The sequence below is a fragment of the Streptomyces lacaronensis genome (assembly GCF_047337785.1).
GTDB classification, from domain to species: domain Bacteria; phylum Actinomycetota; class Actinomycetes; order Streptomycetales; family Streptomycetaceae; genus Streptomyces; species Streptomyces lycopersici.
The window spans coordinates 5,771,115-5,783,982 of the sequence record NZ_JBLHDK010000003.1 but is presented as its reverse complement, the minus strand read 5'-3'; the positions used below and the strand labels follow the sequence as shown (position 1 = coordinate 5,783,982).

At 68.5% G+C, this 12,868-nt stretch carries 11 protein-coding genes and 3 pseudogenes; 6 read left to right on the top strand and 8 right to left on the bottom strand.

Going from position 1 to position 12,868, the window contains the following annotated elements; genetic code table 11:
• Positions 1 to 4: 4 nt before the first annotated feature.
• From ACMTAK_RS25045 to ACMTAK_RS25025, 5 genes are all read right to left on the bottom strand, one after another.
• A complete protein-coding gene (locus tag ACMTAK_RS25045) occupies positions 5 to 2,212 on the bottom strand; it encodes an MMPL family transporter (RefSeq protein WP_413808286.1) in 2,208 nt (735 codons plus the stop codon).
• Between the two features lie 458 nt (positions 2,213 to 2,670).
• Complete coding sequence (locus ACMTAK_RS25040; RefSeq protein ID WP_413808285.1) at positions 2,671 to 3,417, bottom strand: FG-GAP repeat domain-containing protein; 747 nt, start codon at positions 3,415 to 3,417, stop codon at positions 2,671 to 2,673.
• A 62-nt stretch (positions 3,418 to 3,479) separates the two neighbouring features.
• Positions 3,480 to 4,187: a DUF4232 domain-containing protein gene (locus tag ACMTAK_RS25035; protein WP_413808284.1), complete on the bottom strand. Its 708-nt coding sequence runs from the start codon at positions 4,185 to 4,187 to the stop codon at positions 3,480 to 3,482.
• Between the two features lie 231 nt (positions 4,188 to 4,418).
• A complete protein-coding gene (locus tag ACMTAK_RS25030; RefSeq protein WP_413808283.1) occupies positions 4,419 to 4,649 on the bottom strand; it encodes a hypothetical protein in 231 nt (76 codons plus the stop codon).
• Positions 4,650 to 4,786: 137 nt separating this feature from the next.
• A complete protein-coding gene (locus ACMTAK_RS25025) occupies positions 4,787 to 5,470 on the bottom strand; it encodes a GntR family transcriptional regulator (protein WP_413808282.1) in 684 nt (227 codons plus the stop codon).
• 103 nt (positions 5,471 to 5,573) lie between these two features.
• Between ACMTAK_RS25025 and ACMTAK_RS25020 the strand changes: the two genes are divergently transcribed.
• The 4 genes from ACMTAK_RS25020 (at position 5,574) to ACMTAK_RS25005 (ending at position 10,217) form a co-directional block, all read left to right on the top strand.
• Positions 5,574 to 6,740 (top strand): mandelate racemase/muconate lactonizing enzyme family protein, encoded by a 1,167-nt coding sequence (locus ACMTAK_RS25020; protein WP_413808281.1) that lies wholly within the window; start codon positions 5,574 to 5,576, stop codon positions 6,738 to 6,740.
• Between the two features lie 130 nt (positions 6,741 to 6,870).
• A complete protein-coding gene (locus tag ACMTAK_RS25015; protein WP_413808280.1) occupies positions 6,871 to 8,214 on the top strand; it encodes a cation:dicarboxylate symporter family transporter in 1,344 nt (447 codons plus the stop codon).
• A 116-nt stretch (positions 8,215 to 8,330) separates the two neighbouring features.
• A complete protein-coding gene (locus ACMTAK_RS25010; RefSeq protein WP_413808279.1) occupies positions 8,331 to 8,741 on the top strand; it encodes a hypothetical protein in 411 nt (136 codons plus the stop codon).
• Between the two features lie 321 nt (positions 8,742 to 9,062).
• Entirely contained in the window at positions 9,063 to 10,217 is a 1,155-nt protein-coding gene (locus ACMTAK_RS25005) for a fatty acid desaturase family protein (RefSeq protein WP_413808278.1), read from the top strand.
• A gap of 173 nt (positions 10,218 to 10,390) precedes the next feature.
• On the opposite strand, the gene ACMTAK_RS25000 is transcribed toward ACMTAK_RS25005, so the two are convergent.
• Together ACMTAK_RS25000 and ACMTAK_RS24995 are read right to left on the bottom strand one after the other, a co-directional pair.
• Positions 10,391 to 10,651 carry a hypothetical protein gene (locus ACMTAK_RS25000; RefSeq protein ID WP_413812979.1) on the bottom strand — a complete coding sequence of 87 codons (261 nt, stop codon included), beginning with the start codon at positions 10,649 to 10,651 and terminating at the stop codon, positions 10,391 to 10,393.
• Between the two features lie 210 nt (positions 10,652 to 10,861).
• Positions 10,862 to 11,053, bottom strand: a pseudogene (locus ACMTAK_RS24995) (hypothetical protein); the annotation flags it as partial.
• 286 nt (positions 11,054 to 11,339) lie between these two features.
• On the opposite strand from ACMTAK_RS24995, the gene ACMTAK_RS24990 reads away from it, so the two are divergent.
• Entirely contained in the window at positions 11,340 to 11,873 is a 534-nt protein-coding gene (locus tag ACMTAK_RS24990) for a DUF5994 family protein (protein ID WP_413808277.1), read from the top strand.
• 65 nt (positions 11,874 to 11,938) lie between these two features.
• Here the strand turns inward: ACMTAK_RS24990 and ACMTAK_RS24980 are convergent.
• Positions 11,939 to 12,550: pseudogene (locus ACMTAK_RS24980) on the bottom strand (transposase); the annotation flags it as partial.
• Positions 12,551 to 12,606: 56 nt separating this feature from the next.
• On the opposite strand from ACMTAK_RS24980, the pseudogene ACMTAK_RS24975 reads away from it, so the two are divergent.
• Positions 12,607 to 12,855, top strand: a pseudogene (locus ACMTAK_RS24975) (IS256 family transposase); the annotation flags it as partial.
• Between the last annotated feature and the right edge of the window lie 13 nt (positions 12,856 to 12,868).

Here is a 12,868-nt window from a genome sequence, read left to right as displayed (position 1 = left end):
CCGATCAACGTACGTCGACCGCCGGTCGTCCGTCGGCCGAGTCGGCCGAAGCCGCTGCCCGCTCTGTCGCGCGACCCGCCGCCCGCGACGGCCACCAGCTCGCCTCACCGAGCAGCAGCATCGCCGACGGAAGGACCATGATCCGGACGATGAAGGCGTCGAGCAGCACGGCCGCCGCGAGGACGAAGCCGATCTGCTTCATCTCGATGATGTGGAGGAAGACGAAGCTCACGAAGACGGTCGTCATCACCACCGCGGCGCTCGTCACCACACTCGCCGACCTCCGGATGCCGTCCAGCACGGCCTGCCTCGTGGACGCGCCCGCGAGTACGGCCTCCCTGATCCGGCTCACCACGAACACCTGGTAGTCCATCGAGAGCCCGAAGAGGATCACGAAGAGGAACAGCGGTACGCGCGACCCGATCGAACCGGTGGAGTGGAAGTCCAGCAGCCCCTCGGCCCAGGTCCCCTGGAAGACCAGGACGAGCAGACCGAGCGCGGCCGCCGCGGACAGCACATTCAGCAGGACCCCGATCAGCGCCAGCACCAGCGAGCGGAAGGCGTACGCGGTCATCGCGAAGGTCACCAGCAGCAACGCCCCGAGGACCAGCGGGAGTTTGCCGTTCTGGTGCGCGGGATAGTCGGCGTACCGGGCGACGTCGCCACTCACTCCGAACTCCGCCCCGTCGACCCGGCCGACGGTCGCGGGCAGATAGTCCTCACGCAGGTGGTCGAGGGAGTCGTACGCCTGGTCGGAGTTGCCCAGGTACGGCACCTTCAGCTCGAGCGTACTGATCCGGTGGTCGGCGGAGGTCCGCACCCGCGAGGCGCCGGAGAACAGCGGGTCGGCGTCGGCGCGCCGGGCCACCTCCCGCAGCGCCCCGCCGACCTCGCCGGATTGCTTGGCGCCGGCACGTACGACGACCTGGTGGGTGACCCGCTGGTCCGGGAACGCCTCGTTGAGCCGGTCGTACACCCGCATGGCGGCGATGTCGCGGGAGTGGGTGTCCCGGCTCATCTCCGTGATCTTCAACCCGGCCAACGGGATGACGAGCGCGAGCAGGGCGAGTACCGACACGCACAGAGTGGCCAGGGGGTGCCGGCTCGCGGGGCGCAGCAGAGCGGCCCATACGCGGCCTCCGCCGTTGCCCCGGGCCCGGCGCGCGGGCTTTCCCCGCTCGGCACGGCGCCGCGCCCTGCGCTCCTCCCGTTCTCCCAGCTTGACGAGCATCGCGGGCAGCGCCGTCAGCGAGCTGGCCACCGCGACCAGGACGACCACGATCGTGCCGGTGGCCAGCGAGGAGAAGATGACGTCCGAGGCGAGATACAGCGTCGCGGTGGAGGCCACGACCGCGAGCCCGGAGATCACGACGGCCCGGCCCGAGGTCGCCGCGGCCATGTCCACCAGCGCCTCTGAGCTCAGCCGGCCGCCCGAGCGGGCGCGCTCCTCGCGCTCCCGCTTGAGGTAGAAAAGCGTGTAGTCGACGCCGACCGCGAGGCCGATCATCAGGATGACGTTCGTGCCGACCCCGGCGTCGGGGGACACATGGGAGGCCACCATCGAGAGCCCGATGGCCGCCGCGATCGACGACAGCGCGAGCAGCAGCGGCACCCCCGCCATGGTCACGGACCCGAAGACGACCAGCAGGGTGATCAGGGTGATGGGAAGCGTGATCTTCTCGGAGAGTGCCAGGTCGTCGCCGCGCTGCTGGTCGACCCCCTTGCTGATGGAGGGACTTCCGGTCTCCTCCAGCCGCAGCTCCGGATACGCCTTCGCCACGGCGCCGGTCTGTCCGGTCAGCGCGTCGACCTTGTCCTTCGCGTCCCGCTCCTCGCCCTTCAGCGCCACCTCGACCATGAGGATCCGGCGATCCCCGGACAGCAGCGGGTCGGCGACGCCCGCGACCTCGGGCAGCCGCTCCATCCGGGCGGTCAGCTTCCCGGCGGCGGCTTCGGCCGCGTCCCGGTCGAGGGCGCCCGACCGGGCGGAGATCAGCACCTGCTCGGTGGCCCGGCGCTCCAGGCCCCCCTCGGCGGCCATCGCCTCCGCCCGCCCGGCCTCGCCGACCCGGTAGTCGGCCGTCGTCGCGCTGTGTGTCCCGACGGCACTGCCGACCCCCAGGCACAGCGCCACGAACACCAGCCAGCCGAGGATGGCCCGCCAGGGGTGCCGAGCGCTCCAGCGCGCCATGCGCACAGTGAGTGATTTCATGCCCGAAAGCCTTGCCGGGCAGCGCGGTTGGCCGACAGAGGTACCCGGTTGAACTTCCCGTCCACCGATCGGTGGACGGCACGGCTACCCAGGCCATGATGATCGGCATGGGCGGTCTTCTGCTGGCGGAACGCCTGACGGGCGCCTGAGCGCGTCGTAGTCCTGTACGCCGCTCCGTACGGACCACGCGATGTCCGCTGAATCCGCCGAAGGAGAGCACGCGCACTGTGAGCGCATCACCCTTGGTGAGGGGGAGGACACCCCGATCGGCTTCCGACGCGGCATGGCCACCGCGTGCGAGTCGCGACAGCTCGCGGTCGTCGCGGTCGCTGCCGAGGCGATCCTGACTCCCCGGGCCCGGCCGCCGCGAGGCGGAGTGCGGATCGCGGCTGCCCACCCCCGCCAACGGGGCGCCGCCGGTGCCCACAGGCCCCGGCGGCGCCCCGTCGCGGTCAGGATCAGGAGCAGGGCTCGTAGAACTGCTTCCAACCGTCGCTGGGCATGGCCGGCGGCTCGGCCGTGCTCCCGAACTCGCCGTACTTCTGCTTCAGCGCGTAGTCGAAGTCCCCGGGGCCGCTGCCCGCGTACGACAGACGCACATCCCGGTCCAGCTGCCCGTCACCGGAGTTGTTGAGGATCGCGAGGTCCGGGTACGGGTCGTCGCCGTAGTTGGCGATCCGGAGCTGCTGGACCTCGCCGTGGTCGCCGATGTCGGAGTGCCGGGAGTCGGCGGAGCCCAGGTTCGACCGCTTGAGCGGGCCGGGGCGGTACTCCGCGAGGCGCGCCGTCGAGGGGTCGTCCCCGCCGGACGGCTCGACGATGTTGACGATCATGTCCAGGGTGCCGTCGTGTCGGAAGTCGGCGACCGCGGCGGAGGCGACCTCCCCCTTCTTCGCGCCGAGAAGTTCGCTGACGGACTGCTTCGCGCCGAACGAGCCGTCCGCGGTCCCCCACTGGATCGTCATCTTGGTGCCGGTGTGCCCAGGATTCGCGATCTTGTCCGGGTTGCCGTCACCGTCGAGATCGCCGACCAGCGTCGTGGCATCGGCCAGACACGGGCCCGCCGCCTTGGTGACCTTCCCCGGCTGTTCCGCGCCACCCGACGGTGACGACCCGGCCGCACTGGCGTGGTAGCCGGCGACAGTCAGGGTCAGGGCGACAGCCGCGATCGGCGCGGCGATCAGACGTGACCTTTTGCGAAGCATCTACGAACTCCTCATGTTGGTGCTGCAAGAAAACCGCGGCGCAGAGCCGACCCCTCTATGGGCTACTGGTCCGTTCCATCGAAGGGGACGGCGTCCGCGGCGGAGGTGTGCCAGTTGGTGACGATGGGCTCTTCCACGGTGGTGTGGCCGACCGGCAGGGAGACCGGGTTGGGGTCCTCATTACCGATCCCGACGATGACGCTTTCGAACTCCTTGCCACCGTTTTCCTTGGTGGTCTTGGGGTTCACCCCGGCGTAGGCCCTCGTCCCCTTGCCCAGCGTGATCGCGGGCCCGACGGCCTGTTCCGCGGGCCCCGCCTCGATGCCGCCCGACCCGAAGGCCACCGTGGGAAGCCCGGCGGGCAGAGTGCAGGTGATCCCCGGCTTGGCCTTCGCGATGACCAGGATGTATCCACCGGCCTGCGTCTCCAGCCTGGTGCTCCAGGAGATGTCATTGGCCCCGCACGTCTGCCCGACCTTGCCCCGCTCACCATTCCCGGTGTCGGCGCCGGAACCATCCTGGGACCCCTTGTCCTTCCCCTCGGAGGACCCGGCCTCTGAGCCGGAGGCGTTGTCGTTTGAGCCGGAGGCGTTGTCCTTGCCGTCCTCCGCCCCGGTCGAGGCCTTGGCCGTGGCCTCGGCGGAGGCGGACGAGTCACCGGACCCACTGCTCGTGTCATCCGAGTTCTGGCAAGCGGTGGCGAACATCGCGGCCGTCACCAGCAGACTCGCACCGGCGAACGTACGGATCCGGGAGCGGTTGATAAGCATGGAATGACCCTCTTCGTCATCAGCGGAGTATTGCGCCCGGCGACGTCTCGCTCGGTGTGCCACCCACCCTGCCGCTGACCGCTACCGTTCCATTAGCGCCCCACTAACGAAGCGCTGACGCGCCATCAGTCGCCGTGCCCGCAGGGTCGTTGGGCCGGGCCGGGCGACCTGGCCGAGCCGGTTGTTGATCTACCCCTCTGAAGCCCCCACCTGTCCTGAGAGGCCCGCACCTCACAGGGCGATCAGGCGCACGCGGTCATCGCAGAGCTTGGCCATATCGTCGGTGTCGGAGGTGACTACGGCGACCGGCGGCGGCTGGCGTAGTGCCGCCTCGGCGCGGACGACGAGATCGGCTCCCATCTCGTGGAACACCTGGAACATCGCGAGAACTTTGCGGTCCTGGGCAACCCAGGCGGACAGCCCCTGGGAGTCCAGGACGACGGTCTCAAGGTGGCTACTCACGCGGCATCCGTATGGCCGGCACGGTCGGCAGTGCCGAAGACCTTGGCACGGGCTTCGGCCAGCTCTTCATCCGTGAAGGCGCCTTGCCCAGGCCGCCGCCCTGGGCCTGCGTCATCGCCACCGCCACCGCTCTCGAGTCAGCCGTGCCGATGGCTCTCGCGGTCTTCGAGGGCGCTGATGGCGGTGGCGGTGAGGCTGTGGGTGATGTGGTCGCGCATGAGCTGGCCGGCCTCGGCGGCCCGGCCGTCCGCGATGAGGACGACGAGGCGGTGATGCTCTTCGAGGTCACGGGTGCGGGGCTCGTCGCCGGGCGGGAGTTCGAGGCCCAGGCGGCGGTAGCGGTCGGACTTGTCCCACAGGTCGTCCAGGAGGCGGATGAGGATGTCGTTGTGCGATGCCCGGTAGAGCGCCTGGTGGAAAGTGCGGTGCGCCGTGAGCGCTTCCTCGCCCCACTGGCGCGTGACCGGGAGCAGGTTTTCGACCGCGGCCTCCATGGCGGCAATGTCATCGCCGGTGCGCCGCGCCGCGGCGAGTTCGGCGGCGGTCGGGTCCAGGGAGAGGCGGACTTCGAAGAGCTGGCGCGCCTCGTCCGAGTTCATGGCGGACACGCGGACGTCGCGATGGGTGTCGACATCGAGGAGACCCTCGCTGCTGAGGCGGCGGATGGCCTCGCGCAGCGGCGTGATGCTCATGTTGAGGGACTCGGCGAGATCGTACTGTGCCAGCCGCGAACCGGCCGCCAGGCTGCCGGAGAGGATCCGGCTGCGGAGTTCGGCGTAGGCGAGATCGCTCTTGCTGAGGAATAGGTTCGGACCTGCCATCGCCCCCTGCGAATCCTTCCCGGGCCGGTGACCCCTTGACAGTGCCTGTTCAGGCGCCTCACTCTAGCACCGCTTGCAACTTATAAGATATGAGAGAGGCCAGATGAAGATCACTGCTGTCTACGAGGGCGTCGTCCCGATCAGTTCGTCGATCCGCAACGCCTGGATCGACTTCAGCACGATGGACTGCTCGATCGTGGCGATCGTCAGTGACGTCATCCGTGATGGAAAGCCGGTCGTGGGCTACGGCTTCAACTCCAACGGCCGCTACAGCGCGGGCGAGATCCTGCGTCGGCGCGTACTGCCGCGCCTGATGGACGCCGAGCCCGGCAGCCTGCTGGACGAACAGGGCGAGCTGGATCCCGCCAGGGCGTGGGAGATCATGATGCGCAACGAGAAGCCCGGAGGGCACGGGGAGCGCTCAGTGGCGGTCGGCGTGGTCGACATGGCGCTGTTCGACCTCGCTTCCAAGATCGCGGACAAGCCGCTGTACCGGTGGCTGTCGGAGCGTTACGGCGACGGCCGGCCCGACGACTCCGTGTTCGTCTACGCCGCCGGCGGCTACTACGCCCCAGGCAAGACCCTCACCGACCTCCAGGACGAGATGCGCGGCTTCCTCGACCTCGGCTACGACGTCGTCAAGATGAAGATCGGCGGCGCCGACCTGGCCGAGGACCTGCGACGCATCGAGGCCGTCATCGACGTCCTGGACGGGGACGGCTCCCGGCTGGCCGTCGACGTCAACGGCCGCTTCGATCTCCCCACCGCCCTGGAGTACGGACGGGCCATCGAGCCGTACGGTCTGTTCTGGTACGAGGAGATCGGCGACCCCCTGGACTACCGGCTCAACGCCGTGGTCGCCGAGCACTACTCCGGCCGGATCGCCACCGGCGAGAACCTGTTCTCCCTGCAAGACGCCCGCAACCTGATCCGTTACGGCGGCATGCGCCCCGACCGCGACATCATCCAGGTCGACCCCGCCCTCGCTTACGGCCTGGTCGAGTACGTGCGCATCCAGGACATGCTGCGCCGGCACGGCTGGTCCTCCCGCCGCTGCGTTCCGCACGGCGGACACCAGTTCTCCCTGCACATCGCCGCCGCCCTCAAGCTCGGCGGCAACGAGTCCTACCCGGGAGAGTTCCAGCCCACCGGCGGCTTCGCCGATGACGCCGTCGTCGAGAAGGGCCGGGTCGCGCTCACCGACACTCCCGGCATCGGGTTCGAGCGCAAGGCCGACTTCTACAAGGTGCTCCGCGACCTGCACAGCTGAGCCCAGCCGGCGGAGCGGAAGGGTCCGTACGCCGTGCACGTCACCCATGGGGACGCGGTCGATGTCGCCTCCCCCCAACCCCCCACGGGACAGGGACTTTTCACCATCGTCGTGCAAGGGAGCACCAACGATGACATCCACCACCGTCACCCCCGGCCGCCCGCGGCGATCGCGGCTGAGCCGACTGATGCGTGAGCTGTGGTTCCAGGTGGTGCTGGCCGCTGCCCTCGGGGTCGCCGTCGGTATCGTCGCGCCCGGCTTCGGGGAGAGCCTCAAGCCGCTCAACGACTGGTTCATCGCGCTGGTCAAGATGATCGTGATTCCGGTCGTCTTCTGTGTGGTGGCCACCGGCATCGCCTCCATGGACAACCTGCGTAAAGCGGGCCGCATCGGCGTGAAAGCGATCGGCTACTTCCTCGTGCTGTCGCTCGCCTCCATGCTCATCGGACTGGTGGTCGCCAACGTCTTCCATCCCGGCAGCGGCCTGCATGTCGACCCCTCGACGCTGAACGCCGACGACGTGCCCGAGACCGCCCAGGAACACGCCACCTTCACCGGATTCGTCTCCTCGCTGATCCCCGCCTCGCTGTTCGGGGCGATCACCGGTGACGCGATCCTGGCCGCCCTGATGGTGTCGATCGTGTTCGGTGTCGCGCTGAACATGTCCGGCGAACAGGCGGCCCCACTCGTCGACGGCATCCGCGCCCTGTCCGATGTGGTCTTCCGCATCGTGGGCTGGGTCATGCGCCTGGCCCCGGTCGGCACCTTCGGTGCCCTCGCCACGGTGGTCGCCACCTATGGAGCCGAGAGCCTGAAACAACTCGGCTACCTCATCATCCTGTTCACCGCGACCTGCGTCGTCTACGTCCTGGTGGTGCTGGGCGCCATCATGCGTGCCTGCGGGCTGAGCCTGTTCGCCCTCATCCGGTTCCTCAAGGCCGAGCTGCTCGTGGCCCTGAGCACCTGTTCCAGCGAGGCCGTCCTGCCGCAGCTGGTGCGCAAGCTGGAGACCCTCGGCATCGGCCGCCCCGTGGTGGGCATCGTCATCCCCTCCGGGTTCTCCTTCAACCTCGACGGCTCCGCGGTCTATCTGACGATGGCCTCCATGTTCCTGGCCCAGGCGGTCGGCATCGACCTCTCCTGGCAGCAGCAACTCGTCATGGTGGGCGTCATGATGCTCACCAGCAAGGGCACCGCGGGCATCGCCGGAGGCGCGTTCATCGTCCTGGCCAGCACCGTCACAGCGGTCGGCCACATCCCTCTGGCCGCCCTCTCACTCATCGTCGGCGTCGACCGCATCCTCAACGAGGGCCGTGTCTTCATCAACGTCCTGGGCAACGCCGTCGCCACCATCGTCATCGGCAGATGGGAGAACGACTTCGACACCGACACGGCCCGCTCCGTGCTCCACCCCGCCAAGCCACCACAGACGGCCGCAATGGAAGACGTCAAGGCCGATGCCGGCAGGAACTGACCCGACAATCGGTCCGCACAATGGCACATCAATGGCGATCCACGGCGGTCAACTCCTGACAAAGAGGACGCACGCGATGCCCTGTGCGGGTCCACGCTCGCCGGAAGATCGAGACCATGGGCCTTGACGCCGTGGTTCTGCCAGTCGATCTCTTTCCGCCGTCGCCGGGTCAAGGCGCCCTCGGTATTCAGGTCCGAGAGGACAGCAAGGCGATTCAGGAGATCCTGTCCACTGCGGGGTATCTCGTAGTCGACGCCCAGGTACGGGCCGAGCGCGCATTGCTGGCCGAATTGCATGGCGGACGCAGCGTACCCGTGGGCGCGTATGCGGAGGTCCGGTCGGATGGTTCTCTCTCGCTTCACGCGCAGGTGACGTCACTCGACGGAACCCGTCAGGTTGCAGAGGATGTCATGCCGACCGGCGCCTCAGCCCCACCCAGGGTGGCGTTCGAACCTCCGCCGGATCGAGGTTTGCGGCCGCCGGAACGCGGGGGAACATACCTGCTCGGCGTGCGGGGAGTACGGTGAAGAGGACCAAGGGCGATCCGGAATGGCGGTTGCCCCGCCATAGCCAGCCGTCCTTCGCGATTCACGATCCTTTGCGCTTCACGACACGATCCTGATCCACGGGCTCGGGAAGGGCGTATACACAGCTCAAGGCGTCCGCGTCAGGGCTACGGACGACGTGGTCCGAGCACCGGCCAAGCGAACCGCTGATCCGCACGATGGCTGTCCCCTCCCCGGTGGCCTGCGAGGGCTGCCGCTCCGACGGCACCGCACGAACTGCCCGCATCCGCGTGCCGCTGACAGCTGAGTGCTGACAGCTGACACCGATCAGGATCGAGATCCATGGCGTCCTCAGACTTCATTCAGCACCCCGGCGCCGGCGCGGGGCCGGCTGAAACCTCCTCGCCTTCCTCAAGCCCTTCGGCTCCACGGGGCGAGCCCTCCGGAAACATCCCGGGCGGGTCTACGACGGTCCGTGATCGATCCCCAGGCAGTGACTACGCGGCGCTCTCCCGCCAGGTCAGAAGCGCGGGACTGCTGCGGCACCGGCCACTGCGTTCCGTCACGGCGCTGGCTGTCACGCTGTTCCTCCTGACCGGTGGCTGGGCGGCCTTCCTCCTGATCGGCGACTCCTGGTGGCAGCTGACCGTCGCCGCGGTGTTGGCCTTCGCCTTCACCCAGTGCGGGTTCCGCGGCCATGAAGCGGGCCACCGCCAGCTGTTCCACGGCAAGCGGGCAAACGACGCAACAGGCCTGGTGTTCGGCAATCTCTTCATCGGCCTCGGATTCGGATGGTGGGTGGCCAAGCACAACCGTCACCACGCCCATCCCAACCAAATCGGCCGCGACCCCGACATCGAGACCGGCGCCGTGGTCTTCATCGATCACGAGGCTCGTGGGCGCACGGGGGTGGCGGGTTTCGTCACCCGTCACCAGGCTGCCCTGTTCTTCCCCATGCTGCTGCTGGAGGGCTGGGCACTGCATGTGGCCACATTCCGGGCGCTGCGCAGGGGCCGGACGAGTGCTCCCGCTCCTCTCGCGGTCGAGGTACTGGCGCTGCTCGTGCACGTGGCGGCCTATCTCACCGTTGTGCTCCTGGTCCTTTCGCCGCTGAAGGCGCTGGCGTTCGTCATGCTCCAGCAGGCCCTTTTCGGCCTGTACATGGGAGTTTCCTTTGCCCCCAACCACAAGGGGATGGCGATGCCGGGGGAGCATGACCGACCGGACTTCCTGCGCGGCCAAGTCCTCACCTCGCGCAACGTACGGGGCGGGCGTGTCATCGACTTCGTGCTCGGCGGCCTGAACTACCAGATCGAGCACCACCTGTTCCCCAGCATGCCCCGAACCGCTCTGCCGGCGGCCCAGCCCCTGATCCGTGCCTACTGTGCCGAGCTCGCCCTGCCCTACGCACAGACGGGCTTGGTGGACTCGTACCGACAGGCACTGCGCCATCTCCACGCGGTGGGAGCGCCACTGCGGTCCGAACGACGGGCATGACCTCGGCATGCCTTGAACCGCAGTAGATCGCTTGCAGCGCGCCGGTGACACTGCCGTTCATGTATGGCGTGCTCCCTGCCGTCGCGCCGACGTCGGCACATCGGCACAAGGGCCCTGGCGCAGAGGCAGGCCCTTGCTCGTACCCGTACCCGCACCCGCTCAGGGGCATTCCTTCAGACTTCGTCGGTCTGTGTGGGACCTTGCCCGGAGGACCGACTCGCCAGCAGCCAGGACCGCGCCGGTTCTGCCGTGTGCGTGGTGTCCACGGTGAGATGGAGCCGGGTACCGCCGTCCGCGCCGGCGGGGTAGCTCCGCTGTTCGGTGCCGGCGAAGCAACGACGGAGCACCTCCGCGACCTGACGGGCGGCCTCGGGGCACGCGGCGACAATACGTACCTCGGCGCGCCCTGCCGAGGGTGTTTCCCGTGGGTCCATGGTGACCTCGCTCATCAGGAGGAAGTGGCGGTGGGCGTGGAGCTTCGCTTCGCGCCCACCGGCCCGGGGCAGGAGAAGGCCATCATTCCCGGAGGCGGTCCCGCTCGCCATCGGGCCGCTGGCGGTGAGGAGGGCGCCCGTGGTCGCTGCGACGTACATCAGTCGGGCGGCGGCTGCCGCACTTGTCTGCGGTGGGATCACCAGAAGGTCCCACCGGCCCGCGGTGCGGGAGAGCAGGATCGGTCGGTGCGGGTCCTGCTCGTCAGTGAACCAGCCACGTGCCCCGTGCGCTCGGTCATCACCGGCGCCTTGCGCGGGATCACCGGCCAGTGGACCGGGTTCACGGAGACGCGCGCAATCCGGCCCCAGCGTGCGTCCCGCACGTGGGTGAGGGTTGGGCACGCGTCCCGGTGTTGTCGCTCGCCGAGAACGACACCCGCGCGGATGCCGGTGTGCGAAGTACTCCCGGTGTTTTTACTGTACTCCGGGCGTGGCCCGCTGAGCCCCCGCGTGATCAGCCACTTCCTCGGGAATCCCGGGTCTGGATCAGCGGGGCGCGGATGAGCCTGGGCACGGGCTCTCGGAGTACCGTGAAACGGGACGGTTGTCGGTGAAACCGGCGGTATTCGGTGAAACCGGTGGCCCACCGCCCACCGCCCACCGAACCCCCGCGGAGGGTGAGCAGAACATGTCCGACGCCGACACCCCGCGTGAAATGAATCTTCTGCCGGACGCGATCCACCACGCCGTGAAACCCGGAACGGCCCTGCTGCGACTGGTGACGACACATACCCGTGAGAGCAATCTCGACGGTGCGTGGTGGCCCCGTTCCCGCGATATAGGCGCTGAGCTTCCCGCCCTGGTCACCGCGCTGACCGAATACCTCGGGCCCGTCGTGCGCGTCGGCCTGGACTCCGACGCATGGGAAGAACTGCCGACACGACTGATCATCGACGACCGGATCGTGCACATCGACTCGTTTCCGGTGGGTGATGACACCATCCTCGTCACCCGAGGCGATCGAGACCTCTTCTCCCTGTTGGTGGTCCCGCCGCACGCGACGCCGGACGCGGCACGCGCGGCGATGGCGCGGGCCGTCCGCGCCGACAACCTCGTGCCGGCCGATCAGATCCTCATCGACACCGGAACCGGCACCGGCCGAGCCCACCCGATCGGCGCGGAAGGCCCGCAGACAGGGCAGGAACGCCGCGGCACGTCCTGACGCCTCATGCGCCTGCGCCTGTCTCAGACGGGGCCGAACGGCGTCGCCGCCCTGCTACCAGTAGTGCCGACGCCGTAGAGGGCCTGGTAGATCGTCTCGTGCGCCACGTACATCTCCGGCCAGCCGGGAAAGAGCCTGCGCAGAGCGTGACAGATCTGTTCAGGGCTCCACCGCATGGCGAGGTGGCACTGGATGAACTCGCGTAGCTCGGTGTTCTGGCCGATCTTCCCGGGCTTGGGGCGGAGACGGCGCTGTTCCGCGCGGCGGTGTGCGGCGTGGGGCCGGTAGGTCCACTGGGTGCCCCGCCACAGGGCGCCGTAGGGGGCGTATCTCCCGACTGATGGTGGACGGACTGCGGCCCAGCTCTGTGGCGATAGTGCGGATCGACGCCTTCTCCCGCAGCCGGTCGGCTATGTGGATGCGATCCTCGTCGCGCAGGTACCTGGACGGGCCGGAAGAAGCCGAAGCCGCCATGTGGATCGGAGGCTTCGGCTTCCCGCTGTTCGGCGTGTGCCAGCCGTTGCGCCATCTCTTGCCGGTCCGCCGGTTGATACCGAGGACCCGGCAGGCTTCCGCGTTGCTGTGCCCTGCTTCATGAGCTGGGAGTATGCCTCCGGCTCACGAGTCAGACGGCGACTCCTCTGGGGCCCTCGGTTCTCTCGAATCTTGAAGTCCATCGCATCCCTTGAGCTGGGGTGTTGCGACGACCACTAGAGAGCAATGCTCAATACCTAAGCACCGGATCCACCTGCGGACCACGAACCCCATCGAGTCGACCTCTTCCACCGTCCGGCTGCGGACCAAGGTCACCCGCGGTGCCGGCTCCCGCATCGCTGCCCTGGCCATGGTCTTTAAACTCGTCGAGTCCGCCCAGCAGCGGTGGCGCGCGGTGAACGCACCCCACCTCGTCGCCCTCGTCCGCGCCGGAGCCCGCTTCGAGGGCGGCCGCCTTGTCGAACGCCCCGAGACCCTCGCGGCATGATCGAAGCCGCGAG

Bases quoted from the DNA above. Each gene is read 5' to 3' on its own strand.
- ACMTAK_RS25045 (WP_413808286.1), bottom strand. From the start codon at position 2,212: ATGAAATCACTCACTGTGCGCATGGCGCGCTGGAGCGCTCGGCACCCC.
- ACMTAK_RS25040 (WP_413808285.1), bottom strand. From the start codon at position 3,417: ATGCTTCGCAAAAGGTCACGTCTGATCGCCGCGCCGATCGCGGCTGTC.
- ACMTAK_RS25035 (WP_413808284.1), bottom strand. From the start codon at position 4,187: ATGCTTATCAACCGCTCCCGGATCCGTACGTTCGCCGGTGCGAGTCTG.
- ACMTAK_RS25025 (WP_413808282.1), bottom strand. From the start codon at position 5,470: ATGGCAGGTCCGAACCTATTCCTCAGCAAGAGCGATCTCGCCTACGCC.
- ACMTAK_RS25020 (WP_413808281.1), top strand. From the start codon at position 5,574: ATGAAGATCACTGCTGTCTACGAGGGCGTCGTCCCGATCAGTTCGTCG.
- ACMTAK_RS25015 (WP_413808280.1), top strand. From the start codon at position 6,871: ATGACATCCACCACCGTCACCCCCGGCCGCCCGCGGCGATCGCGGCTG.
- ACMTAK_RS25010 (WP_413808279.1), top strand. From the start codon at position 8,331: ATGGGCCTTGACGCCGTGGTTCTGCCAGTCGATCTCTTTCCGCCGTCG.
- ACMTAK_RS25005 (WP_413808278.1), top strand. From the start codon at position 9,063: ATGGCGTCCTCAGACTTCATTCAGCACCCCGGCGCCGGCGCGGGGCCG.
- ACMTAK_RS25000 (WP_413812979.1), bottom strand. From the start codon at position 10,651: ATGGACCCACGGGAAACACCCTCGGCAGGGCGCGCCGAGGTACGTATT.
- ACMTAK_RS24990 (WP_413808277.1), top strand. From the start codon at position 11,340: ATGTCCGACGCCGACACCCCGCGTGAAATGAATCTTCTGCCGGACGCG.